The organism is Burkholderia sp. BCC1985 (assembly GCF_905339915.1).
GTDB lineage: Bacteria > Pseudomonadota > Gammaproteobacteria > Burkholderiales > Burkholderiaceae > Burkholderia.
The window spans coordinates 72,842-94,920 of sequence record NZ_CAJPGY010000017.1 but is presented as its reverse complement, the minus strand read 5'-3'; the positions used below and the strand labels follow the sequence as shown (position 1 = coordinate 94,920).

General features: G+C 69.2%; 21 protein-coding genes. 8 read left to right on the top strand and 13 right to left on the bottom strand.

The window, feature by feature from the left end; translation table 11 throughout:
* Window positions 1-19 precede the first annotated feature (19 nt).
* From U4Z31_RS19285 to U4Z31_RS19275, 3 genes are read right to left on the bottom strand one after another with little or no spacing between them, the layout of a single operon-like run.
* Window positions 20-2,791, bottom strand: coding sequence for an Hsp70 family protein (locus tag U4Z31_RS19285; protein ID WP_321811091.1), 2,772 nt, complete (start codon window positions 2,789-2,791; stop codon window positions 20-22).
* A gap of 5 nt (window positions 2,792-2,796) precedes the next feature.
* Entirely contained in the window at window positions 2,797-4,638 is a 1,842-nt protein-coding gene (locus U4Z31_RS19280) for an Hsp70 family protein (RefSeq protein WP_321811090.1), read from the bottom strand.
* Entirely contained in the window at window positions 4,635-5,225 is a 591-nt protein-coding gene (locus tag U4Z31_RS19275; protein ID WP_124521975.1) for a DUF2760 domain-containing protein, read from the bottom strand. The genes U4Z31_RS19280 and U4Z31_RS19275 overlap by 4 nt, the downstream gene beginning before the upstream one ends.
* 437 nt (window positions 5,226-5,662) lie before the next feature.
* Between U4Z31_RS19275 and U4Z31_RS19270 the strand changes: the two genes are divergently transcribed.
* The 4 genes from U4Z31_RS19270 to U4Z31_RS19255 all read left to right on the top strand — a co-directional run bounded on the left by U4Z31_RS19270 (window position 5,663) and on the right by U4Z31_RS19255 (window position 9,729).
* Complete coding sequence (locus U4Z31_RS19270; protein ID WP_321811089.1) at window positions 5,663-6,589, top strand: LysR family transcriptional regulator; 927 nt, start codon at window positions 5,663-5,665, stop codon at window positions 6,587-6,589.
* A 113-nt stretch (window positions 6,590-6,702) separates the two neighbouring features.
* Window positions 6,703-7,836 carry a DSD1 family PLP-dependent enzyme gene (locus U4Z31_RS19265; RefSeq protein WP_321811088.1) on the top strand — a complete coding sequence of 378 codons (1,134 nt, stop codon included), beginning with the start codon at window positions 6,703-6,705 and terminating at the stop codon, window positions 7,834-7,836.
* A gap of 169 nt (window positions 7,837-8,005) precedes the next feature.
* Window positions 8,006-8,977 (top strand): ornithine cyclodeaminase family protein, encoded by a 972-nt coding sequence (locus tag U4Z31_RS19260; protein WP_321811149.1) that lies wholly within the window; start codon window positions 8,006-8,008, stop codon window positions 8,975-8,977.
* Between the two features lie 29 nt (window positions 8,978-9,006).
* Window positions 9,007-9,729 carry an HAD family hydrolase gene (locus U4Z31_RS19255; protein ID WP_257771233.1) on the top strand — a complete coding sequence of 241 codons (723 nt, stop codon included), beginning with the start codon at window positions 9,007-9,009 and terminating at the stop codon, window positions 9,727-9,729.
* 64 nt (window positions 9,730-9,793) lie between these two features.
* Here U4Z31_RS19255 and U4Z31_RS19250 read toward each other — a convergent pair whose 3' ends face one another.
* Together U4Z31_RS19250 and U4Z31_RS19245 are read right to left on the bottom strand one after the other, a co-directional pair.
* Window positions 9,794-10,411: a glutathione S-transferase family protein gene (locus tag U4Z31_RS19250; RefSeq protein ID WP_321811087.1), complete on the bottom strand. Its 618-nt coding sequence runs from the start codon at window positions 10,409-10,411 to the stop codon at window positions 9,794-9,796.
* Window positions 10,412-10,559: 148 nt separating this feature from the next.
* Window positions 10,560-10,928 carry a hypothetical protein gene (locus U4Z31_RS19245; RefSeq protein WP_321811086.1) on the bottom strand — a complete coding sequence of 123 codons (369 nt, stop codon included), beginning with the start codon at window positions 10,926-10,928 and terminating at the stop codon, window positions 10,560-10,562.
* 82 nt (window positions 10,929-11,010) lie between these two features.
* On the opposite strand from U4Z31_RS19245, the gene U4Z31_RS19240 reads away from it, so the two are divergent.
* Entirely contained in the window at window positions 11,011-11,478 is a 468-nt protein-coding gene (locus U4Z31_RS19240) for a MarR family winged helix-turn-helix transcriptional regulator (RefSeq protein WP_044847277.1), read from the top strand.
* 18 nt (window positions 11,479-11,496) lie between these two features.
* Here the strand turns inward: U4Z31_RS19240 and U4Z31_RS19235 are convergent, their stop codons facing one another.
* Both U4Z31_RS19235 and U4Z31_RS19230 read right to left on the bottom strand, forming a co-directional pair.
* Window positions 11,497-11,691, bottom strand: coding sequence for a hypothetical protein (locus tag U4Z31_RS19235; protein ID WP_321811085.1), 195 nt, complete (start codon window positions 11,689-11,691; stop codon window positions 11,497-11,499).
* Between the two features lie 158 nt (window positions 11,692-11,849).
* Window positions 11,850-13,061, bottom strand: coding sequence for an MFS transporter (locus tag U4Z31_RS19230; RefSeq protein ID WP_321811084.1), 1,212 nt, complete (start codon window positions 13,059-13,061; stop codon window positions 11,850-11,852).
* Window positions 13,062-13,131: 70 nt separating this feature from the next.
* On the opposite strand from U4Z31_RS19230, the gene U4Z31_RS19225 reads away from it, so the two are divergent.
* Window positions 13,132-14,166 (top strand): AraC family transcriptional regulator, encoded by a 1,035-nt coding sequence (locus U4Z31_RS19225; RefSeq protein ID WP_124487704.1) that lies wholly within the window; start codon window positions 13,132-13,134, stop codon window positions 14,164-14,166.
* A gap of 93 nt (window positions 14,167-14,259) precedes the next feature.
* Here the strand turns inward: U4Z31_RS19225 and U4Z31_RS19220 are convergent, their stop codons facing one another.
* Both U4Z31_RS19220 and U4Z31_RS19215 read right to left on the bottom strand, forming a co-directional pair.
* Entirely contained in the window at window positions 14,260-14,427 is a 168-nt protein-coding gene (locus U4Z31_RS19220) for a hypothetical protein (protein WP_185500345.1), read from the bottom strand.
* A 76-nt stretch (window positions 14,428-14,503) separates the two neighbouring features.
* Window positions 14,504-16,414, bottom strand: coding sequence for a DUF3857 and transglutaminase domain-containing protein (locus tag U4Z31_RS19215; protein ID WP_321811148.1), 1,911 nt, complete (start codon window positions 16,412-16,414; stop codon window positions 14,504-14,506).
* A 611-nt stretch (window positions 16,415-17,025) separates the two neighbouring features.
* On the opposite strand from U4Z31_RS19215, the gene U4Z31_RS19210 reads away from it, so the two are divergent.
* On the top strand, window positions 17,026-17,184 hold the full coding sequence (locus tag U4Z31_RS19210; RefSeq protein WP_185500344.1) for a hypothetical protein: 159 nt from the start codon (window positions 17,026-17,028) through the stop codon (window positions 17,182-17,184).
* Window positions 17,185-17,319: 135 nt separating this feature from the next.
* Here the strand turns inward: U4Z31_RS19210 and U4Z31_RS19205 are convergent, their stop codons facing one another.
* The 4 genes from U4Z31_RS19205 to U4Z31_RS19190 form a co-directional block, all read right to left on the bottom strand.
* Window positions 17,320-17,445 (bottom strand): hypothetical protein, encoded by a 126-nt coding sequence (locus tag U4Z31_RS19205; protein WP_321796664.1) that lies wholly within the window; start codon window positions 17,443-17,445, stop codon window positions 17,320-17,322.
* A gap of 58 nt (window positions 17,446-17,503) precedes the next feature.
* The gene (locus U4Z31_RS19200; RefSeq protein ID WP_321811083.1) at window positions 17,504-18,505 is read right to left on the bottom strand and encodes an OmpA family protein; all 1,002 of its coding nucleotides are present in this window, start codon (window positions 18,503-18,505) and stop codon (window positions 17,504-17,506) included.
* 168 nt (window positions 18,506-18,673) lie between these two features.
* Entirely contained in the window at window positions 18,674-20,644 is a 1,971-nt protein-coding gene (locus tag U4Z31_RS19195) for an APC family permease (protein WP_321811082.1), read from the bottom strand.
* Between the two features lie 115 nt (window positions 20,645-20,759).
* Window positions 20,760-21,059 carry a hypothetical protein gene (locus U4Z31_RS19190; RefSeq protein ID WP_321811081.1) on the bottom strand — a complete coding sequence of 100 codons (300 nt, stop codon included), beginning with the start codon at window positions 21,057-21,059 and terminating at the stop codon, window positions 20,760-20,762.
* 135 nt (window positions 21,060-21,194) lie between these two features.
* Here U4Z31_RS19190 and U4Z31_RS19185 point away from each other — a divergent pair, with 135 nt between their 5' ends.
* Window positions 21,195-22,058, top strand: coding sequence for a crotonase/enoyl-CoA hydratase family protein (locus tag U4Z31_RS19185; protein WP_321811080.1), 864 nt, complete (start codon window positions 21,195-21,197; stop codon window positions 22,056-22,058).
* Window positions 22,059-22,079 lie beyond the last annotated feature (21 nt).

The window sequence follows — 22,079 nt, the reverse complement described above, 5'->3', positions numbered from 1 at the left end:
CCGGAGCCCGCCGCGCGGCTCACCCCGCCAGCAGCTTCAACCCGGCCGGCAGCGTTTCGCCGAACACACGTGCGGTGTCGGCTTCGTCGAACGCAAGCGCCTCGCGCACCATGTCGATCCACGCGGCCGACACATTCGCGGAAGACAGGCGCTTGATCACGGCCTCGCGCGTTTCATCCGGCAAATCGCGTTCGCGGTCGCCCGTCATCCGCGCGATTTGCGCGACCGCGAACGCCGCGGGTTCGACCTGCTTCCAGTCCAGCGCGAACAGCGCGTCGAGCCAGCGGTTCGCGACGTCGGCCGGCACGACACTGTGCGCGCTGCCGTAGAACGGCCGGCGCGCACCGATGCGCCCGAGCGCCCATGCGCACAGCGTGCGCTCGGCCGGCTTCTGCAATTGCACGATCAACCGCTCGGCCAGTTCCACCTTGCGCTCGACCGGCAATCGTTCGAGCGATGCGGACAGGCGCGTCATGTCGGCCGGGCCGACCTTGGCCGGGTCGAACGGCAGCTTGCGGCGCTTGTCGTCGGACGGTTCGAGGAACGCGATCGCATCGCGCACCTGCGTCTGCGCGTCGTCGTCGAGGCCGCCGGCCACGCGCCGCCACAACGTCCACCACTCGGACCACACCTGCGCGTCGTTCACGTACTGGATCCCGTCGTCGAACAGCGGCCACAGCTGCTCGATGCGCCACGCATCGAGCGGATGGCCGAAGCCCGGGCGCAGGCAATAGCCGGCGAGGTTCAGCCACGCGCGTTCGTGATCGGCCGAGCGCCGCCGGCGACGCGCGCGCGCAAGCAACGCGTCGAACAGCTCGCGCGCGAGCGCGACGTCCCACTCGTCGCGCGGGCCGAGCACCTGTTCAAGTTGCGCGCGCAACCGTCGCGTGTCCTTCGGCGTGACGTCCGCGGCCTTGCTGCCGAACGAGCGGTCGATCAGCTCGATCGCGTGATCGACGCGCGGATGGCGCGCGAACGCGGCATCGTCGCCTTGCGCGGGCGCATCGCCGCGCAACTGGAATTCGAGCCGCCAGCGGCGCGCTGCATCGTCGGTCGCGATGCAGTGCATTTCGAGCGTGCCGACCTCGGTCAGCGACGCGGTGAGTTTCACCGGCGTTTCGCGCGCATCGCTACCGGCCTTCGCGTCGACGACCGTCGCGATCGGCGGCAGCCGCACGAAGTCGCCGCCGTCCAGCTCGACCAGATCGCCCGGCTGGTACGCGGTGTCGGCGACCGTCGACACGAGGTGGAAACGCACCGGCTGCCCGAGCTGCAGCGCGAACGTGCGTTCCTCGAGCCGGATCTCGCGGCCTTCCTCGGCACCGCGCGGCAGCAGGCAGACGCCGCGCGCCGCCGTGGCGCCCTCGCCATCGTCGAGCACGAGGAAATAACTGCGCGCGGAACCGCCGCCGATGCGCGGCGCATGCCCCGCCCGCGCCAGGCCATAGGCCACCGCGCCGCGCGCGACCGCCACGTCCGGATGCGCGTTGTGCAACACGTCGAGCGGCGCGCCGCGCCACGCGCCGAGCGTCTGCGCGAGACGGCCGGCCAGCGCCCCCGCGCGGAACACGCCGCCGTTGAGCAGCAGCGTGTCGGGCAGCGGGCCTTCCGCGTGACGATTCAGGAACGCGGCGACGTGGCGCGTGACGGCCGGGTCGCTCGCATACGGCAAGCCGAATTCGACGATCGCGGCCCGCGCGCGGCGCGGCAGCTCGCCGGCCTCGACCTGCGGAAAGAAGCCGTCGACGACGATCTGCTCGACTTCCTGACGCGTCAGCTCGGCCGAGCGTGCGCCGCCGACGAGCTTGCTGCCCGCGCCGAGCAGCGTCACGGTGACGGAGGCCGGCGCGTCGTCGCCGAGCAGCCGCTCCTTCGCCGCGCGGCAGCGTTCGACGAGCTGCGACAGGCTCGCGGCCGACAGCCGCGTGCCGGGCTCGGTCAGCCGCGTCTCGACCAGGCGCGCGAGCGCGAGGTCCATGTTGTCGCCGCCGAGCATCAGGTGATTGCCGACGCCGACGCGCGTGAAGGCCGGTTCGCCGTCGTCGCCCGGCGCGACGTCGACCAGCGTGAGGTCGGTCGTGCCGCCGCCGACGTCGCAGATCAGCACGCGGCGCGGTGCGGCGAAGGTGTCGCGCAACGTCGCGCGCTGGCCGTACAACCAGTCGTAGAACGCGGCCTGCGGTTCTTCCAGCAAGCGCAGCGCCGGCAGTTTCGCGCGTTTGGCCGCCTCGACCGTCAACGCGCGGGCGCCGTCGTCGAACGACGCCGGCACCGTCAGAATGACGTCCTGCTTCGCGAGCGGTGCATCGGGAAAACGCGCATCCCACGCGGCCCGCACGTGCGCGAGATAGCTCGCGCTCGCGTCGACCGGCGACACCTTGTCGACGCCGTCGGCCGCGCCCCACGGCAGGATCGCCGCAAGCCGGTCGACCGATGCGTGCGACAGCCAGCTCTTCGCGCTGGTGACGAGCCGCCCCGGCACCTGCGCGCCGAGCGTGCGCGCATAGCGGCCGATCACGGCCGGCGGTGCACCGGCCGCATTCGCGTTGGCCTTCGGATCAGCCTTCGCACCTGCGTTAGAGGCCGCCCACGGCAACCGCAGCGCGTCCGGCGGCAGTTCACCCGCCGCCGGGTGATAACGCACCGACGGCAGCAGCGGCTGCGCCGCCACCGCGCCGGGGCCGACCAGCTGCTCGACGTCGAACACGCGGATCGCGTCGGAGCCGGCCTCGACGTACGCGACGACCGTGTTGCTCGTGCCGAGGTCGATGCCGACCGTATAGCGCTTCATCGCGCTCAGGCGGCGCCGCGCACGTCGAACTCGACCTTCCAGCGCTCGTTCGTGCCGCTCGGGATCGCCTCGAGCTCGAGCGTGCCGGCTTCGGTCACGCGCGCATGCAGCTTCACCGGCACGACCTCGCCGACCGTGCGCCCTTCGGCGGGCAGCGTGGCCTGGATTTCCTCGAGTTCCTGCAGCTCTTCAGGCGACCAGTAGTCGAGCAGCGTGCCGACCTGGTCCTGGCGCCGCACCGACGACCCGAAGAAGCGGAACTGCACCGGTTCGCCGACGACGAGGCCGAACTCCTGCGGCGGCAACGCCGCATCCGAGCCTTCCTCCATCCCGAACGGCGCGACGCACAGCGCCTGCACCGGCGGCTCCAGCCCCGGCACCGCGGGCATCGCCGACTCGATCGCGACGTAGTACGCACGCGCCGTGCCGCCGCGAATGCGCACGCCGCGGCCGCGCTTCACGTAGCCGTAATAAGCCGCGCCGCGCGCGACCGCCAGATCGAGGTCCGCGCCCTCGAGCAGGCGCGCGGCCGGTGCGCCTTCGGCGGCGAGCCAGCCGTTGAGCGTATCGAGCACGCGCTGCGTGAGCAGCGTCGACTTGAACACGCCGCCGTTGAACAACACCGCGGTCGGATGCAGGAACGTCGCGCCTTGCGGCAGCGTGCGCTGCACGCCTTCGAGCGCGTCGAGCGCCGCGACCTGGCGGCCGAGGAACGCCGCGAGATGGCGCGTGATGCCCGCGTCCTGCGCATACGGCAGGCCGAGCTGCGTCAGGCCGACGCGCGCGCGGCTCACTGGGCGCGCCGCCGCATCGACTTGCGGGAAGAAGCCTTCGAGGATCGTCTGCGTGAGTTCGGCGCGCGTCAGCTCCGTGCGGATCGAGCCGCCGATCAGCTTCGAGCCGCGGCTCGGCACGACGAGCGGCACCGCGTCGGTCGTCGGGTCGGACAGCAGCGTTTCCTTCGCCGAACGGCACGCGTAGGTCAGCGCGCGCAGTTGCCACGGATCGGGCTGCGTGCCCTGCTGCGCGAGCTTGCGTGCGACCACGTGCGCGAGCGCGAGGTCCATGTTGTCGCCACCGAGCAGGATGTGCTCGCCGACCGCCACGCGATGCAGTTCGAGATTGCCGTCGCGCTCGACCACCGCGATCAGCGACAGGTCGGTCGTGCCGCCGCCGACGTCCACGCACAGGATCAGGTCGCCGACCTGCACCTGCTTGCGCCAGCCGCCTTCGCTCTTCTGGATCCAGCTGTAGAGCGCTGCCTGCGGCTCTTCCAGCAGCGTCATGCGCGAATAGCCGGCGGCACGCGCGGCTTCCGCCGTCAGTTCGCGCGCGGCCGGGTCGAACGACGCGGGGATCGTGACCGTCACGTCCTGGTCGGCGAACGGCGCGTCGGGATGCGCGTGGTCCCACGCTTCGCGCAGGTGCGTCAGGTAGCGGATCGAGCTTTCCAGCGGCGACACGCGCGCCACTTCGGGCGGCGCATCGCTCGGCAGGATCGCCGCGCGGCGATCGACGCCCGGGTGGCACAGCCAGCTCTTCGCGCTCGACACGAGGCGAATCGGCGTGCCCGCGCCACGCGTGCGCGCCATCTCGCCGACCGCGAACGCGCGCGAGGCCGTCCACGGCAGCGTCAGGTCGCCCTGCGTCAGTTCGCTTTCATGCGGAAGATAGAGGAACGACGGCAGCAGGTCGCGCGACTCCAGCGCGCCGGGCGCGGTCAGCTGCGCGATCGGCAGCACCTGCTGCGCGATCGTTTCGCCGTCGCTCGCGGCGCTGTCGACGTACGACAGCGCGCAGTGGGTCGTACCGAGGTCGATACCGATCGAATAGCGCGGATCGTTCACAGTTCCACCTCCGCCGGTGCGACCACCGAGGCGTCGTGGCTGCCGGTCAGCTTCGGCAGGCGCACGTCGGCCACGCGCCAGCCGCGGTGGCTGACCGTGCCCGTGAACGGCGCGGCGCCGACCACGTTGCCCGTCACGCGCACGGCCGTCGCGTCGAAGCCGGCCGGCAGCGTCACGCGGCTGCCTTCGGCTTCATCGCGCACCGGCACGATCGTGAAATGCTCGCGCAGCGCGGCGCGGCAGCCGTCGTGCACGAGGCGTGCGGCGGCGCCGATGTCGGCGTCCGCATAGCCGGCGATGTCTTCCTCGACGAAGTCGATGAAGCGCGCATCGCGCTGCAGCAGGCCGAGCAGTTGCAGCGCGGCTTGCGGGCTCGCTTCGCGCAGCTCGGGGGCCGGCGCCTTCACGGGCGCAGGCGCCGGGGCTGCCGCGGGGGCCGGCGCAACCGGCGCCGGCGCGACCGGTGCCGGGGCGCCGTCGCGCACGCGCAGCACGCCGGCCGCGAACTCGCGGTTGCCGATCACGGAGAAGAACGTGCCGACGGCCAGCGATAGCCGGCCGAAGAAGGACAGGTTGGATTCGGGCATGGGGTCTGGACTCCTGTGGGCTCGCGACACGGCGAGCAGCTTGCCTGGGCGCCCGGCGGCGGCGTGCGATTGCGCACTGCCGCCGCCCGGCGCGTGATTCGGACGCGCCCTCTCGGGTGCGGAAAACCCGTATTTTGCCCTGTGGCGGGCGAACCGGGCAGAAGTTGGGGGACAGAACACAACGACGCGCGGGTTTTGCGCGGCGCCGGATTGCATCGGACTGCCGGCTATCGGGGGTCGGCCGGGCGTCGGCCGCGATGTTGCGGCGCGTCAGCGCGGCTTGCGGCGGCGTGCCGCCTCCACCCGAAAATCGCGCGAATTCGGGCGCGCGACGTGAAACGCATGCCCCCCGCATGGGGACCGCGGCGGCGTAGCGCTACATGCTTGATGCAATGTGATGTTTAATGCCCGGCAACGCCAGCATTAAAGGACATGAAATGCTCGACCTCGACGACCTTCGCCTCGTGCGCGCGATCGGCGCGTCGCGTTCATTGGCATCCGCCGCGCGCCTGCTCGACCTCACCCCGCCCGCGGTCACGATCCGCCTGCAGCGGATGGAGGCGAGGCTGGACGTCCGGCTCGCCGTGCGGCAACCGAAAGGGATCGAGTTGACCGACGAAGGTCAGCGGCTTTATCGGGAAGCCGTGGAGATTCTCGAGCGCGTGGACGCGCTGCCGAACAACATCGCGGGCGATCACGGTGACGTGCAGGGCACGCTGCGCGTCGTCGCGCCGTTCGGCTTCGGACGCAAGTACGTCGCGCGGATCGTGCGCGACGTGCAACGCGCGCATCCGAAGCTCGAAATCTCGCTGCACCTGTCGGAGAGTCCGCTGACCAGCGCGTCGGGGGCCGACGTGGTCATCCATGTCGGCAGCCTGAAGTCGTCGTCGTGGATCGGCTATCCGCTCGCGCCCAACGAGCGCTTCCTGTGCGCGAGCCCCGGTTACGCGCGGCGCATCAAGCAACTGGACCATCCGTCCGACCTCGCGCGCTACGACTGCCTGTGCCTGCGCGAGAACGACGAGGACGTGCCGCGCTGGCGCTTCTCGCAAGCCGGCGATGGCAAGGGGGAATCCAGACGATCGGCGGTGATTCGCGTCACGGGCGCGCTGTCGTCGAACGACGGCACCGTCATCACCGATTGGGCACTGGCCGGGCTCGGCATCGTCGAGCGCTCCGAGTGGGACGTCGCGCCGCTGCTGGCGAACGGCAAGCTGGTCAGGCTGCTGCCCGACTGGCATCTGCCGCCCGCGCCCGTGACCGCGCTGCTGCCGTCACGCACGGGCCGCTCCGCGCGGCAGCGGGTTTTCCTCGAAGCCGCGACGCAGTTCCTCGCTGCGCCGCCGTGGCGCGGCAAGGCATGAGCGCGGTCCCCGGATTAAATGCTGCTTAATGCTCGATTTGTCACGCGTTAAACACGCTGCGCGCCAAACGTCCTACTGTGTTCGCTGTCGGCAATCCACCGAGGCAACGCATCATGGGCATTCCCCTCCTTCTCAATACCCCCGCCGCATTGATCGACGTCGGCCGCATGCGTGACAACATCGCGCGCATGCAGGCGCATCTGGACGCGCTCGGCGTCCGGTTCCGACCGCACGTGAAGACCACCAAGTGCCAGCACGTCGTCGACGCGCAGGTCGCGGCCGGTGCGCGAGGCATCACGGTTTCGACGCTGAAGGAAGCCGAGCAATTCTTCGCGGGCGGCGTGCGCGACATCGTCTATGCGGTCGGCATGATTCCCGCGAAGCTCGGCCAGGCGCTCGCGTTGCGCCGGCTGGGGTGCGACCTGAAGATCGTCGCCGACAGCCTGCCGGCCGCGCACGCGATCGCCGAATTCGGGCGCGCGCACGGCGAGCGCTTCGAAGTCTGGATCGAGGTCGACGTCGACGGCCATCGCTCGGGGATCGCCCCCGACGACGATCTGCTGATCGACGTCGGCCGCGCGCTGGTCGACGGCGGCATGACGCTCGGCGGCGTGCTCGCGCACGCCGGCTCCAGCTACGAATACGACACCCGCGACGCGCTGGTCGCGATCGCCGAACAGGAGCGCAGCCGGACCGTGCACGCCGCGGATCGCCTCAGGGCCGCCGCGCTGCCCTGTCCGGTCGTCAGCATCGGTTCGACGCCGACCGCGCTGTCCGCGGAGCGCCTCGACGGCGTGACCGAAGTCCGCGCGGGCGTGTACGTGCTGTTCGACCTCGTGATGCACAACGTCGGCGTGTGCGCACTGTCCGACATCGCGCTGTCGGTGCTGACCACCGTCATCGGGCACCAGGAAGAAAAAGGCTGGGTCATCGTCGACGCGGGCTGGATGGCGATGAGCCGCGATCGCGGCACGCAGCGGCAGGCGCGGGATTTCGGCTACGGGCAGGTGTGTAGCGAAGACGGCGACGTGCTCGGCGAATACGTGATGAGCGCCGCCAATCAGGAGCACGGCATCGTGTCCCGCATCGGGACGCCGGACACGGATATCGCGACGCGGTTTCCGATCGGGAGCCGTTTACGGATCCTGCCGAACCACGCGTGCGCAACCGGCGCGCAACATCCGGAATATCACGCGCTCGGCGACGACGGCACCGTGCGGAACTGGCCGCGCTTCTACGGGTGGTAAGCACGAGGCGGCGCGGTGGCGTTCGCCGGTGCGGCGAAGTGATACGCCGATGTCCGGCGATGCAATCGGCCGCCGCGCGCCCGCCCTCCCTCCCGACATTGACTATTTGTCCAAATCTATACAAACTATAAAGCCGCGATTCACATTGCACCTGCACAGGCTCCCCACCATGCCGACAGACGCCCACCTCCTTCTTCTCGACCGGGATGTCGTCGAACCGGCCCTTCAAGCCGAACACGTGATGGCGGCGGTCCGCGAAGCCTTCGTGCTGCACAGCCAACGCGCAGGGCGCGTGTTCCCGGTCGTGCGCGAGAAGCTGCATACCGGCGGCGTGTTCGGCATCAAGTCGGGCGACGTCGCGAGCCAGGATCTGCTCGGCTTCAAGGCGGCCGGATTCTGGCCCGGCAATCGCAGCCTGGGCGGTGAGCCGCACCAGGCGACGATCGCGCTGTTCGATCCGGCCACCGGCCGCCCGCTCTGCATCATGGACGGCAACGCGATCACCACCGCCCGGACCGGCGCGGCCGGCGGCCTGGGCCTGCAGGCGCTGGCCCGCCGCGACAGTACGCGCATCTGCGTGTTCGGCACCGGCGTGCAGGCGCGCGTCCAGCTCGACCATGCGCTCAGGCTGCTGCCGCAACGGTGCGCGGTGCAGTACGTGAACGCGCGCGGCGAAGCGGACGCGGTGTTCGAATCGGCATTCCGCGAACGCTGCGACATCCGCGTCGCACGAGACCGAAACGATGCGGTGGCCGACAGCGACGTGGTCATCACGGCCACGCCGGGCGGCGGCCCGCTGTTCGATGCGGACGCGGTTCAGCCCGGCACCCACCTGACCTGCGTCGGCGCGGACACCGCGGGCAAGCGCGAGCTTCCCGAAGGCGTGCTGCAGCGCGCGCGCATTTTCGTGGACGATCACGAGCAGGCGCGCGGCATCGGCGAGTGCCAATGGGCGCCCGATCTGCCGCGCACCGAAATCGGCGACGTGCTCGCCGGGACCGTGTCGGTCGATCGCTCGCCGAGCGAGATCACCGTATTCGACATGACGGGGCTCGCGCTGCAGGACCTGACCGTGGCGCGCTTCCTGTATCGGCACGCCGTCGAGCGCGGCACGGGACGCTCGATCCCGTGGCCGTGGTGAACGGCAACGGCGTGATATCTTCCATCGCCATGCGTCTATCCAAAGTTTCCGCCATCTCGTTCGATCTCGACGACACGCTATGGCCGTTCGGCCCTTCCGTCGCACGGGCCGAGGCGTCGCTGCATGCGTGGCTGATCGCGCACGCACCCGATACCGCGAGCGTGCTGCCGACGTCGCAGACGCTGGCCCAACTGCGCGATGAATACGAACGCTCGCGGCCGGATCTCGTCGGCGACTATCGCGCGTTGCGCATCGGATCGATCCGGCTGGCGCTGGAGCGCGCGAACGAAGACGTCTCACTGACCGACCGCGCCTACGACGTGTTCTATTCGGCGCGAAACCAGGTCGAGTTCTTCGACGATGCATTGCCGGCGCTCGCGTGGCTGAGCGCGCGGTTTCCGCTGATCGCGGTGACGAACGGCAATGCGGACCTTCAACTGACCGGCGGCGGCGAGTTCTTCCGTGAAACGCTCAGCGCGCGTGCGTTCGGGTTCGCGAAGCCCGAGCCGGAAATCTTCCATGCGGCCGCCGCGACGCTCGGCGTGCCTGCGGCGGAACTGCTGCACGTCGGCGACGACTTTCACCTCGATATCGTCGGCGCGTTGAATGCGGGGCTTCAGGCGGCGTGGGTCGTACGTGACGCGGGGTCGCAAGCGGAGCACGCTGCGCATCGTGCCCCGTCGCCGCATCTGACCGTTCGCGACTTGTCGGTGCTGTGTCGCGCGCTGGGTGCGCCTGACGCGGTGTCGTAACCGCAAGCCCGCGAGATCGCGCGGCCGCGGTCGATCACGCCCGTCGACATGACCGACCGCCGCTTCACGCCGCCTTGCGTGCGTCCGCGATCCGTTGCGGCGCCTTCGGCCGCGCATAAAGCCGCTCGAGATACGCACGCAATTGCGGGAACGGTTCGATCAGGTGGCATTCGCTCGCCCAGTCGATCAGGTAGACCGTCACGCAATCGGCCACCGTCAGCGTGTCGCCGACGATGAATTCGCGCCCTTCCAGATGCTTGTCGAGGATCGCGGCCATCGTCGCGAAATCCTCGCGTGCCAGCTCGATATCGGCCGGCGAGCGCTTTTCCGGCGGATAGAGGAACGAATGGCGCGTAATCCGCCACAGCGGCTGCTCAAGCTCCGTCACCGCGAACATGACCCATCGATAGGCCTGCGCGCGCAAAGCGAGATCGAGGGGCAGCAGCGCCTTCTCCGGGTACTTGTCCGCGAGATACAGCACGATCGCGGCCGACTCGGGAATCACGAGGTCGCCGTCCACCAGCACGGGCACCTTGCCGGCCGGATTGAGGCGCAGGAATTCGGGCCGCTTGTGCTCGCCTTTTAGCAGGTTGACCGACACGAACTCGAAATCCGCGTCCAGTTCCTTGAGCCCCCAGAGCGCGCGTTGCGTGCGCGTGCCGGCGAATCCGTAAAGCTTCATCGCAATGTCTCCATCGATAATGTCGGGAAAAATCGCCGCGCGCAGGCGACGGCCAATCGGCCGCTTCGAATGCTTTGAATGATGTGAATGCTTCGAACGCTTCGATCACTTCGGCCGCTTCGCCCACGCATGCAGCGCCTGTCGCCGCTCACATGCCGGGTACCGGGAGCACCGGCATCACGTCGATCGCATCGCCCGGGAACAGCGTGAAATGCGGATGGCCCTCGAACAGCGCGGCGGCCGCGTCGTGCGATGCGGCACGCACGACCGTGAAGCCGCTCATCGCATTGGAAGTGTCCGTCACGCCGCCCTTGCCGATCGTCTTGGTCTTGCCGAGCGGCCCGCCGGGCTCGACGATCGCGTCGCGATGCCGCTCGACCCACGCATGCCACGCGGCGATCCCTTCGCGCTCCCGCGTGCGCCGCTCGTCCTCCGGCAACGCCATCCACGCCTTCATCCCCGGGCTATCCTTGCTGCCGAGGAATACCGCGAGATACAACTGCTGTTGAGCACTCATGCTTCCTCCGTCCGATGGCGGGCACGGCGGGCTGCCGCACCTCGCCCTTGACACAATAGGTTGATATCAACACAATTGCAACATGGCACGCAAAGAAAAGCTCCCTTTCGAAACGACGCTGATGGTGCGCGATTGCTGCCTGTGCCTGCACATGCAGCGCGCGGCGCGCAATCTCGCGCGCATCTTCGACGATGTGCTGCGTCCGCTGGATCTCACCAACGGCCAGTTCTCGCTGCTGATGTCGCTGAACCGGCCGCAGCCGGCCGCGATGAAATCGGTCGCGTCATTGCTCGCGATGGATCGCACCACGCTGACCGCCGCGCTCAAGCCGCTCGAGCGGCGCGGGCTGCTCACGATCACGACGGATCCGGACGACAAGCGCAGCCGCCTGCTCGAACTCACGCCGGCCGGTCATCAGTTGCTGGCCGAAGCGTTCCCGCTCTGGCAGCAGACCCATACCGAGATCGAACGGCCGTTCGCGCCGGAAGCAGTCGATGTGTTGCGCGGCCAGTTGCGCGCGCTGTCGGAGGATCCGGCTACGCGCGGCTGAAGCGGCGCGTCACGTCATTCACTTCCGGCCCTTCTTCGGCATCAGCAGTTGCGCGCATTCCTGCAGGAAGCGCACGCGCCTGTGCGCATGCAGTGCCGGCCCGCCGCTGAGCGCGCCGTCGATGACGGTCGCGAGCCACAGCGCGTAGGTTTCCGGCGGTTTCGTCGACAGCGAGCAGATGCCGAAAGCACGCTTCGGGCGTCGCGCCGCCATGCCGGCGGCGCACATCGCCCAGGAGGCGTCCTGTCCCGCTATCCGCCGAACGCGACCGACTCGGCAACGCCACGCCGCATAACTCGGGCCGGCTAGTGCGCGACCTCGCCGCGCCACTAGCCGATGCGCGACCGCGCGCATCGGCGTGCCGCAATCCGTCACTCGGCCAGCGCCGGCGCCACGCCGACCCGCTTCGGCACGCCGGTCACGATCGTCGCGACCGCCACGGCCAGCACCGCCGCCGCGCCCAGGAACACGCCGCCCGCGCCGTTCGCGTCGAACACGACGCCGCCGGCCGCCGCGCCCGTCGCGATCGCGAGCTGGATCGCCGCGACGATCAGCCCGCCCGCGCTCTCGGCTTCGTCGGGCACGGTGCGCGTGACCCACGTCGACCAGGCGACCGGCACGCCGCCGAACGCCATCCCCCACAACGCGACGAGCACCGCGTCGATCATCGGCGCGCGGCCGAGCGCGACGAGCGCGACGCCGAGCACGACCATCAGCGCGGGCATCCCGATCAGCATCGGCCGCAGCCGATGCTCGAGCACGCGCCCGGCGAGCGACGTGCCGACGAAGTTCGCGATCCCGTAGCCGAGCAGGATCGCCGACAGCCCGTTCACGCCGACGCCCGCGACCTGTTCGAGGAACGGCCGCAGATACGTGAAGAACGCGAAATGCCCGGTGAACACGAGGATCGTCGCGAACATCCCGAGGCCGACGGTCGGCCGGCGCAGCACGTCGACGAGCGTGCGCAGCCGCGTGGTGCCGCTCGGCGGCATCGACGGCAGCGTCATGACCTGCGACACGAACGCGAGCGCGCCGAGCCCGGCCGCGATCAGGAACACGTTGCGCCAGCCGATCAGGTGCCCGAAATAACTGCCCATCGGCGCGGACGCGATCGTCGCGACCGCCACGCCGCTGAAGATGATCGACAGCGCACGCGGCACCATCGCGGTCGGCACGAGCCGCATCGCGGTGGCCGTCGCCATCGTCCAGAAACCGCCGAGCGCGACGCCGAGCACGACGCGGCCGATCAGCAGCGTCGTCAGGTCGGGCGCGAACGCGACCGCGAGATTGGACGCGACGAGCAGCACCGAGAACGCGAGCAGCACGCGCCGGCGGTCGATCGTGCGCGTCAGCGCCGAGATCAGCAGGCTCGTGACGAGCGCGACCGTCGCGGTGGCCGTGACGGCCTGGCCGGCCACGCCTTCGGTCACGCCGAGGCTGTCGGCCATCGGCGTGAGCAGGCTCGCGGGCAGGAATTCGGCGGTGACGAGGCCGAACACGCCGAGCGTCATCGCGAATACCGCGCCCCAGGCCGGTTCACGGGGGGCCGCCGTCGAAGCGGCCGAGGAGATTCCGGGATTCATGCGGGGTTCCGTGTCGGTTAGGGAAAGTACTGATGAGGGCGTATCGTAAGGAACAGCGACAGGACGGTCTATGACATACAATCCGTTCTTGTTGATCGATCGTCCGAATCTCGCGATGTCCGAGCCCTTGCTTCCCCCCGTGCCCGACGTACACGACCTCGTCAGCGAGTTGCTGCTGGGGATGCGCCTGAGCGGCGTGCAGTACCGCCGGATCCAGGTGCCGCGGCCGTTCGGGCTGAGCTTCGGCCATGCGCCGGGCCGCGCGCAGTTCCATTTCGTCGGGCGCGGGCCCGTGCTGCTGCGCGACGCGGACGGCACGACGGTGCGGCTCGAGGCCGGCGACGCGATCCTGCTGCCGCACGGCCGCACGCATGCGCTGGTGTCCGATCCGGACGCGCCGTGCCGCGAGATCGGCGGCTTCGCGGCCGCGAAGATCTGCGACACGGTCGCGTCGGTGGGCGCGACGACCTGCGCCGCGACGGAGCCGGCCGCCGGCGATGCGCTGATCTTCAGCGCGTGCATGGAGCTCGATCTCGGCGGCATGCAGCCGCTCGTCGGGACGATGCCGGCATTCATGCACGTCGGCACGCTGCTCGCGCGTTACCCGGAAATCCGCCCGATGCTCGACGCGATGGAGCGCGAATCGTGCGCCGCGCGCGCGGGTTTCGCGGGCATCCTCGCGCGGCTCGCGGATGTGGTCGCCGCGTTCATCGTGCGCGGCTGGGTCGAGTGCGGATGCGGCGACGCGACGGGCTGGGTGCAGGCGTTGCGCGAGCCGAAGCTCGGCCGCGCGATCGTCGCGCTGCATCGCGATCCGGGGCGCAACTGGAGCGTCGCGGAACTCGCCGCCGAAGCGGGCGTGTCGCGCTCGGTATTCGCCGAGCGCTTTCTCGCGGCCACCGGAATGACGCCGGTGCGTTACCTGACCGAGTTGCGGATGCGGCTCGCCGCGCAGTGGATCGCCCGCGAGGGCGAGACGATCGAAGCGGTGGCGTACCGGCTCGGCTACGGGTCGCTCGCCGCGTTCAGCCGCGCGTTCAAGCGCGTGGTCGGCAGGCCGCCGGGCGCGGTGCGTGCCGAAGGCGACACGCACGCCGATGCGTGACGTGTAACGCGTCACGCGCAACGCACGGCGCAGCGAACGCCTGCCGGGTCGCCCCGGCATCGCACGATCGGTCGCCGCGCGTGACGATCCTGCTCAGCCGCTGCGCGCGTCGAGTTCGTCGATCAGCGCCGTCGCGCACTTCACGGCCAGCGCCGCGCACTGTTGCGCATCCACCGGCGCGCCGTTCGTCACCGCACCCTGCACGATCCGGCCCAGCAATTCCTTCGACAGGTCGGCGATCTCGTGTTCCCGTTCCGTCATGTTCGTCTCCTGCGCGCCGGCCGGCTTCGGCCGCACGCGCGATTGCACCGGGCGCCGCGTGCGCCGCGCCCGACCTTCAACGTTGCCTGGCCCGCACGACGATCTGCGCCTGCGTATCGCGTTCGATGCGTTCGAGCGACGCGCGCAGCGCGGTGAACGCGTCGGGCGTGCAGACCTGGCGGCCGAACTCGGCCTTCATCCTCCGCGTGACCTGCACGACATGCGCGGCCGCATCGAATACGTAATGCGACGTGAACTCGACGAAACGGTCGTGCACGGCCGTATCGGCCGGCAGGTCGGTCACCGCGACGTCGGCCGGCAGCGCGACCTGGCCGGTCTCGTCGAACGTGCCGCCGATGCATGCCCACGGCTGCGTGCGCACGGGCTCGGCCAGCCAGCCCTCGACCTGCGTCGCGATGCCGCCCGTGAGGCTCGACAACGCGGGCACGGCGGTCGTGCCGTCCGGCCACACGAAGTGATCGAGCGTGCCGGCATACGTGACGTCGAACGGCCCGTCCGTCGCACGGCGATCGCTCGTCGCGATCTGCGCGCGGCCGCGCAGCCCGCTTTGCCGCAGGCGTTCGTTCGCGAGCTGCCGGACGCGGTCGGGCGCCGCCCGGCGAAACAGCGTGCGTTCGAGTTCCGCGGTCCAGCCGTCGTCCTCGACGCGCGCATGAAACCGCGCGGCGCCCGGTTGCGCGGCATCGATCTCCACGCGCGCGGCGCGGTGCTTCGGCTGCGTGGCCGGCGTGCGCGACAGCACGCCGGTGTCGACGAGCAGCGCCGGCCGGTCCATCACGATCGGCGGCAGGTAGCCGAACGCGATGCCGGCCGTCGTGGTGTCCGCGTAGACGCCGAGATCGGGCAGCCACGTGATCGCGTGATTGATCGCGCCGCCGCCGTAACCGGGCACCGACGGCAGCGTGTACACGGAGCCGAGATTGATCAGCACCGCTTCGCTGCGGATGCCGGCCGCCGCGAGCAACGCGCCGAACAGCGCGACGTGGTCCTTGCAGTCGCCGTAGCGGTTGCGCAGGATGTCGGTCACGCGGTGCGGCGCGGCCGCCGTCTCGCCGAGAAAAAGCGCGACGTAACGCACGTTCGCCTGCACCCAGTCGTACAGGATGCGCGCGCGCTCGCGCGGATCGGTGGTGCCGGCGGTGAGCGCGCGCGCCAGTTGCACGACGGCCGGATCGTTTGCGCCCGGGTCGACGGCCGCGTTGCGGTAGCGCGCGGCGAACGCCGCGTAGTCGGGTAGCGTGGACACCACGAGCCGGTCGCCGTAGGTCGGATAGCCGACCGAGCCGCTCTCGATCCGGTCGTACGTACCGTGCCGGTATTCGAATGCGTAGCGCGTGCGGCCGTTCGCGGTCACCGGCGGCAGCGCGACGTAACCGCGTGCGTCCGCATGCAGCGGCATGTCGGCCGGCACGTCGAAGATCAGCCGCTGGTTCTCCACCGGCTCGCGCGACGGTTCGACGTAGTAGCCGAAGTAGCCTGCATTGACCGGCTTCGTGCGCGACTTGCGGAACGCGATGCGCGTGCTCGATCCGGCTTCGACGCCGGGAAACACGACGGTGCGCAACAGCCCGTCCTGGAACGTCGGCGCGCCGGCCGAGCGCGGCTCCTGCACATCGCGGATGCCTTCCGGACCGACCGGATGCGCGACGCCGTCGCGATCGATCGTCTCGGCCGCGACCAGGTCGACCTTCTCGAGGTTCTTGTCGAACCACACGTAACGCTGCGCGATCGCATCGATCCCGTTCGCATCGTTCGCGCGCAGTGTCGAATCGTCTTCCTCGTCGAGCGAGCCGTCGTGCTGGATCACGAATACATGGACGTCGCTGACGAGCGTGACGGGCGCTGCATCGCCCGCGTCGGCGAACGCGGGACGCACGAACGCCAGCGCGACCGCGGTCACGGCAACCGCGAGCGTTGCGGCGCGACCCGGCAGCCTGCCGGTCGATCGGAACGGAAAACGCACCACGTCGAAGCTCTCCGCGCGTTTCGTGCTCAGGTCGGGACGCAACGGGCACGCATTGGCGCGCCGCGCCCCGTCGTTCAACCCAGTGTGGGTGACGTGCCCGCGAGCGTCAAGCCACGGGGCGGCGGCCCGCGCCGCCATGCACCGGGCGCACGAGGAAGCACGCCTGCGTCATGCAGGCATGACTGTCGCACTTTCGCGCCCTGCTGGCTGCGCGATCGCCATTTATGTCATGTCGCGACATATTATTTGGGCGCGTAACGCGCGCGTGCGAGGTCGCCGAAACGCATGACGATCGGGTGAATTCGACACGCCGACATGGGGATGGAGACATCGTGCCGATCGACACGAATTCGAAATCGGTTATCTCGTGATCGCGTTCGCGCTGCCGGGCGTGATCCCGATCGGTGCGCTGCATCTCGAACGGTGGCATCCTGAACGTGTCGGCGCCGCGATCGGCGCGCGGCTCGGAATCGCGCTGATCGAAGCGATGCCGATGCTGACGCGAACGCGGCCTGGCCCTCGTTCTTGCCCCCCGTTTCCGCTGCGCCGTGTGCGCGTTCGCGGCCCGGGGTCGGAACGACCGGCACCGGCCCCTACCTGCCGGAGGCGACATGGAAAACGCTATCGTCGCGATCATCCTGATGCTCGCGGTCCTCGTGTTCGCGGTGCTGTTCTTCGCGGAACGGCGCAGCCGCGACCGCACGCGCGACCGGCTGCTGCACCGCTCGTCGCAGCGCTCGGCACGCTCGCATACGCATCACCATTCGTAAGCGGAAAGCGCGCCGCGCACGTCGAGCCCCTTCAAGCGTACAGCCCCGGAATGGCGGCACATGTTTCTCGAGGACATCAACGGGCGCAGAAGGGCGCTCGCGGTCCGGCTGCTTGCGCGTCGAGCGTCGTTGCGTTCAATGGCAATCGCCGACGTGCTTGCCGCGCCACGTCCACGCGAGCGTGTATGCGCCGGCCTGTGCATGCTGCCCGTGCAATTGCCCGTTGAGGTCGTAGCGCGTCGGCGTCACATCGCCCGTCACGGTCGCGTTGCCGCGGCCCTGTTCGTTCGCGCAGCGCGTGCGCCCGGTCCGGCGTGCGTTATTGCTGCACGAGTTCGACGCGGCGGTTCTGCGCGCGGCCGGCGTCGTCGCCGTTGGACGCAACCGGCGACAGCGACCCGACACCCTTCGCGACGAGCCGCGCCGGCGCGATCTTGTAGGTCGTCGCCAGTGCCTGTGCGACGGCCTCCGCACGCTTTTGCGACAGGTCGGCGTTGTGCGCGAACTGCCCTTGATTGTCGGTATGGCCGACGATGTACACCTTCAGCGCCTGGTTTGCCGTCAGCAGCTTCGCCATCTCGTCGAGCTGCGGCTTCGACTCGGGCTTCACCTGCGCCTTGTCGGTGTCGAAGTAGATGCCGTACAGCGCGACCTTGCCCGTCGCGACGAGGCCCTTCTGCAGCGCACCGGAATCGAGCACCTTGACTTGCCCGGTCTGCATCGGCTTCACTTCGACGACTTCCTCGTAGACGAGCGTGCGCTTGTTCGATGCCGAATTGTCCATGATGTGCAGGAACACATACGCATCGCCGGACGCTCGCGGCAGCTTCGCGAGGATCGTGCGGTGCTTGTCGCCGAAGTTCGCGTCGCCGCCGCCCGCCTGCCGCAGCCGGCCGGAATTGATCACGACGCTCTGGAAGTCGCTGCCGCCGCTCTTTCCGCACTGCTCCGCCGTACAGCGGAACAGAATCTGGAAGCCGCCCTTCTGCAGCGCGTCGAGATAGTTGCGCTCGACTTCCAGCGTCGACCGGCCGCCGTCGATCGCGTACGAGATCCGCGTGATCTTGCCTTCGAGATTCAGGCCCTTGGCGGTCCTCTCGTCGTCGATCGGCTGGTTCGGCAGGAACGCCTCGTCGAACGGCGTCTGCGAATATGCGGTGATGGTCGCGCCAGCGAAACGCGTGAGCAACGGATGATCTTTCGCACCCGGCTTGTCGCCGCCGGCGCTCGCCAGCGACGAAAGCGACAGCAGCGCGGCGGCGAACAGTGCGTTGCGGCCACGGCGCGCGACATGGAATACGGACGATGCTGCGTTCTTCATTGAGCCCCTCGGAAAGGATTTGTCGTTCTGTTGATGGCGTCGAAGCGCGCGCATCTTATCAAATCTTTCCGGGAAAACGGGCAAAAGCTTTCGAATACTGAACGTTCTGACGCGCCACGTCATGTTGAATCGTTTCCAAGCGTGCGCGGGTGTCTCCCGCGTGCATCGCTACCCGACGTTCATCGGCAACAACACCATCTGCCGCCCCTCGACGTGCAGCCGCGCCTGCAGTTCGACCGGCGTCTGGTTGTGGAGCCACGCGGTCAGGAAATTCACGCGCCTGAAAATCAGCTTGCTCGCGAAGCACACCGCGTTCGGATAGGCATCGAGCGTCGACGACGCGAGGTTCATGAATTCGACGACCGGGTTCGTGCCGAACGCGATCCGGTAGTCGGCCGCGATGCCGTTGCGGCGGCAGTGCGCGACGTAATAGTCGAGCGCTTCGGTGATTGTGTGCCGCAGCCGCTCGAGATGCTCGTGCCCGTCGTACGCCTTCGCATCGACCTCGCCCACCGCGAGAAAGATCACGTTGCGAAAGTGCCCGGGAAACAGCCGGTTGACCCACAGCAGCGCATGCATGCTCGCGCCGCGATGCTTGCCGACCAGCAGCACGGCCGTCGGCTGCGACGGATCGGGCTTGCCCGGCGCCGTCGCCTCGTCGACTTCCGGCGGCGGCCCCGAGAACAGCGCGTCTTCCTTCGCGAGCTGCGCGCGCGTGTACGCGTAGTGGCGATTGATCATGACGCACAGCGCGATCACCGCGCTCGTCACGAGCACCGTGAGCCAGCCGCCGGCCGTGAACTTCTCGATCAGCGTGATGACGAGCACCGTCGACGTCACGCTGAACCCGAGCGCCGACAGGAAGAAGTGCTTGAACCAGCCGCGCTCGCTGCGATGGCGCCACCAGTACGTGCACAGCCCCAGCAGCGACATGCTGAACGTGAGGAACACGTTGATGCTGTACAGCACGACGAGCACGTCGACGCTGCCGTGCGTCCACAGCAGGATCAGCAGGCCCGACAGGCCGACGACGATGATGCCGTTCTGCCGCACGAGGCGCGTCGACAGGTCGCGGAAATGGCGCGGCACCCACGAGTCCGACGCCATGTTCGACAGCACCGCCGGCCCGTCGAGAAAACCCGTCTGCGCGCCGACCAGCAGCAGCCCTGCCTCGAACGCGAGCACCGCCGCGAGCAGCGCGTGGCGCGCGAACGCGGAGCCGAGCCCGAGATGATCGATCACGCTGCCGAACACGACCGCATTGAGCGTCTCGCCTTCGACGGGCCGTGCGTGCCACAGCATGTACAGCAGGATGATGCCGCCGGCCGTGAACGCGAGCGACGTCGACATGTACCACATCGTCGCCTTGCCGTTCGGCACGCGCGGATCCGCGAGCATGTTCACGTTGTTCGACACGGCCTCGAGGCCCGTATAGGTGCCGCCGCCGAGCGAGAACGCGCGCATCAGCAATGCGAGCATCACGAACACGCCGAGCGATTGCGACATCCCGTGCGCCTCGTGCACCGCGTCGGGCACGATCGTCGCCAGCGCGCTGCCGTGCACCGCGACGCCGTACACGATCAGCCCGAAATGCAGCACGACGAAGCCGATGAAGATCGGCAGCAGCACCATGATCGATTCGCGCATCCCGCGGAAGTTGAGCCCCGTCATCAGCAGGATCAGCACGATCTCGGTCGTGAGCTTGAACGCCTGCGCACCGACCGGCAGCAGGCTGAAGAACGCGTCGACACCGCTCGCGAGCGACGTCGCGACGGTCAGCACGTAGTCGACCAGCAGCGCCGCGCCCGACACGAGCCCCGGCTTCGACCCGAGCAGCGAGGTCGCGACGCGATAGCCGCCGCCGCCGGTCGGGAACAGCTCGATCACCTGGTTGTAGCCGAGCGCGATGATGAACACGGTCGCCGCGGTGGCGCAGGCGAGGAACAGCGCAAGCGGCGTGTGGTGCGCGAGCGCGAGGAACGCCTCCTCCGGGCCGTAGCACGACGACGACAGGCCGTCCGCGCCGAGCCCGACCCAGGCCAGCAACGGCGTCACCGCGATCGCATGGCGCGTGCGCGGATCGAGCGGGTCCAGCGGCTTTCCGACGAGCAGCTGCCACATCTTCTGGAATGCGGTCACGGTCCCCTCCCGGGACGCCGGGCGCGGCGGCGTCATCTTCTAAAGCTAGCCGACGCCCGGCCGCTGCACCAGTCCGCACAATCCATGAGACGTGGTCGGCGGCACGGCGTCGCTTTCACCGCGTAAGCGTCCGGCACGCCGCGCGTCGGCCGAAGCGGCGTGCCCGTACCGCCCGCCGGCCGATCGCGCGGATCGCGCACGGCATCGTCATCGCAGCCGCCTTCGCTGCCTTCGCTGCCTTCGCCGCCTTCGCTGCCTTCACCACCTTCACCGCCCCGGACGACCACCGGCCCGATCCCGCCCACCTCTCATCACGGTTCTCCCGCCGGGCGATCACATCGACCACATCGTTCGCATCGCCCGCATGACCCGCACGGTTCGCGCCGGACGCGATACCCGCCCGCGCCCCCGTCATGCGTTGTTCCCCGCAATTCGACATTTGTGCGCGCGCAACAATGGCGGTGCCTCGCGGCCGGCGCCGTGCGGGGGCAGGTTTCCACGTCGCCGGCCGCGTCGGTCTCTGAAAAACCACATCTCTCGAGGACATACCATGCAACTCCAATCCCATCCGGCGTGCCGTCCGTTTTACGAAGCAGGCGAACTCACGCAACTGACCGCGTTCTACGAAGAAGGCCGCAACGTCATGTGGATGATGCTGCGATCGGAGCCGCGGCCGTGCTTCAACCAGCAACTCGTCACCGACATCATCCATCTCGCGCGCGTCGCACGCGACTCGGGCCTGCCGTTCGACTTCTGGGTGACGGGCTCGCTCGTCCCCGAGCTGTTCAACGTCGGCGGCGACCTGAGCTTCTTCGTCGACGCGATCCGCTGCGGCCGCCGCGACCAGCTGATGGCCTACGCGCGCTCGTGCATCGACGGCGTATACGAGATCTACACGGGCTTCGGCACCGGGGCGATCTCGATCGCGATGGTCGAGGGCAGCGCGCTGGGCGGCGGCTTCGAGGCCGCCCTCGCGCACCACTACATGCTCGCGCAGAAGGGCGTGAAGCTCGGCTTCCCCGAGATCGCGTTCAACCTGTTCCCGGGCATGGGCGGCTATTCGCTGGTCGCGCGCAAGGCGGACCGCGGGCTCGCGGAAGCGCTGATCTCGTCCGGCGAGGCGCATGCGGCCGAGTGGTACGAGGATCGCGGGCTGATCGACCAGACGTTCGACGCGGGCGACGCGTATCTCGCGACACGCACCTTCATCGACGTGATGAAGCCGAAGCTGAACGGCGTGCGCGCGATGCTGCGCGCCCGCGAACGCGTGTTCCATCTCACGCGTTCCGAGCTGATGGACATCACCGAGGAATGGGTGCACGCGGCGTTCACGATCGAGCCGAAGGATCTCGCGTACATGGAACGCCTGGTGATGCTGCAGAACCGGCGCGTATCGAAGCTGCGCACGGTGTGACGTCAGCGGCGCGCCGCCGCG

What these genes read in the sequence shown, in the direction of transcription:
- U4Z31_RS19275 (WP_124521975.1), bottom strand. Translation starts at nt 5,225, where the DNA reads ATGCCCGAATCCAACCTGTCCTTCTTCGGCCGGCTATCGCTGGCCGTC.
- U4Z31_RS19260 (WP_321811149.1), top strand. Translation starts at nt 8,006, where the DNA reads ATGCCGACAGACGCCCACCTCCTTCTTCTCGACCGGGATGTCGTCGAA.
- U4Z31_RS19240 (WP_044847277.1), top strand. Translation starts at nt 11,011, where the DNA reads ATGGCACGCAAAGAAAAGCTCCCTTTCGAAACGACGCTGATGGTGCGC.
- U4Z31_RS19200 (WP_321811083.1), bottom strand. Translation starts at nt 18,505, where the DNA reads ATGAAGAACGCAGCATCGTCCGTATTCCATGTCGCGCGCCGTGGCCGC.
- U4Z31_RS19230 (WP_321811084.1), bottom strand. Translation starts at nt 13,061, where the DNA reads ATGAATCCCGGAATCTCCTCGGCCGCTTCGACGGCGGCCCCCCGTGAA.
- U4Z31_RS19220 (WP_185500345.1), bottom strand. Translation starts at nt 14,427, where the DNA reads ATGACGGAACGGGAACACGAGATCGCCGACCTGTCGAAGGAATTGCTG.
- U4Z31_RS19185 (WP_321811080.1), top strand. Translation starts at nt 21,195, where the DNA reads ATGCAACTCCAATCCCATCCGGCGTGCCGTCCGTTTTACGAAGCAGGC.
- U4Z31_RS19255 (WP_257771233.1), top strand. Translation starts at nt 9,007, where the DNA reads ATGCGTCTATCCAAAGTTTCCGCCATCTCGTTCGATCTCGACGACACG.
- U4Z31_RS19190 (WP_321811081.1), bottom strand. Translation starts at nt 21,059, where the DNA reads ATGACGGGGGCGCGGGCGGGTATCGCGTCCGGCGCGAACCGTGCGGGT.
- U4Z31_RS19225 (WP_124487704.1), top strand. Translation starts at nt 13,132, where the DNA reads ATGACATACAATCCGTTCTTGTTGATCGATCGTCCGAATCTCGCGATG.
- U4Z31_RS19265 (WP_321811088.1), top strand. Translation starts at nt 6,703, where the DNA reads ATGGGCATTCCCCTCCTTCTCAATACCCCCGCCGCATTGATCGACGTC.
- U4Z31_RS19235 (WP_321811085.1), bottom strand. Translation starts at nt 11,691, where the DNA reads ATGGCGGCGCGACGCCCGAAGCGTGCTTTCGGCATCTGCTCGCTGTCG.
- U4Z31_RS19250 (WP_321811087.1), bottom strand. Translation starts at nt 10,411, where the DNA reads ATGAAGCTTTACGGATTCGCCGGCACGCGCACGCAACGCGCGCTCTGG.
- U4Z31_RS19245 (WP_321811086.1), bottom strand. Translation starts at nt 10,928, where the DNA reads ATGAGTGCTCAACAGCAGTTGTATCTCGCGGTATTCCTCGGCAGCAAG.
- U4Z31_RS19270 (WP_321811089.1), top strand. Translation starts at nt 5,663, where the DNA reads ATGCTCGACCTCGACGACCTTCGCCTCGTGCGCGCGATCGGCGCGTCG.
- U4Z31_RS19285 (WP_321811091.1), bottom strand. Translation starts at nt 2,791, where the DNA reads ATGAAGCGCTATACGGTCGGCATCGACCTCGGCACGAGCAACACGGTC.
- U4Z31_RS19210 (WP_185500344.1), top strand. Translation starts at nt 17,026, where the DNA reads ATGGAAAACGCTATCGTCGCGATCATCCTGATGCTCGCGGTCCTCGTG.